The 892-nt window shown below is 47.5% G+C and carries 1 protein-coding gene; it reads right to left on the reverse strand.

Annotated features, from left to right (window positions below):
* Nucleotides 1-149: 149 nt before the first annotated feature.
* Entirely contained in the window at nt 150-680 is a 531-nt protein-coding gene (locus tag FC99_RS10230) for a hypothetical protein (RefSeq protein ID WP_048733556.1), read from the reverse strand.
* Between the last annotated feature and the right edge of the window lie 212 nt (nt 681-892).

Below are 892 nucleotides of genomic sequence, written 5' to 3' on the forward strand. Positions count from 1 at the left end.
TTGGATTGTTTGTCTATCGGGGTTAAGCGGAGTTGACTGCCTTTTGGCGCACGTTTCAGCAATATACGTTCGGAGCGCACAAAGGGTCTGGGACTTTTGTCCCAGACCCAATTTTGAATGTAATAATGTTTCATGTGGAACATTTTTGGTTATTTTCCGCCGAAGGCAGCGACAATGGTGTTGTGCTTGGTTGACTGGAAAATAGTGTGCTTTTGTTTGTGATGGGTGTAAATGACAACGCGATTGTGTTTGAATGGGACAGTAGGGTACCAGATAAGCGCCGGCTGATGATGGTAGCTCGTTCGTTTGATCATACCGAACCCGTCAGCATCACTGATCAGTTTCTGAATGTGGTAGAAGTAACAGCCGTACTTGTCTTGGCGGAAATCGACTCGGGGTGAGGAACTGGAGGTCCGCCAATTTTGGGCGAGCTTAACGATATGATTTTTATGGTTTTTCCGGACGGTGAATGACTTCTTGTTAAGGGTCAAAGAAACATTACGCTTGTAGTCGGGAGCGTAGGCGTACCAGGTTCCACGCAATGATGCTGGCACTTGATGAACACTCTTGAATGTCAGAAATTTCCAAACGACCTTGGCCTGTCCCGTGACTGGCGGCGCAAAAACAAAGAGACTGATCATAGCAATAACTGCCAACAATAGAAATTTTAAACGGTGCATTATTGATTCCTTCCCAGGATAGATTATGTGCTCAACTAAACTGATACGTTCAGCTTAGCCATCTCCGAGGACGGCGTCTATGGTGGATTACAAGGCAGTCTGCACGAGAAAATGGGGATTAAAAAGGAGCCTGGGACACCCCCAGACTCCTGTGGAATGTGCGCCCGGCATGGGCGCTAACTAGGCGGTGAAAGTCCGCTGTGGACCGTAGT

The organism is Levilactobacillus koreensis JCM 16448, assembly GCF_001435525.1.
Lineage (GTDB): Bacteria > Bacillota > Bacilli > Lactobacillales > Lactobacillaceae > Levilactobacillus > Levilactobacillus koreensis.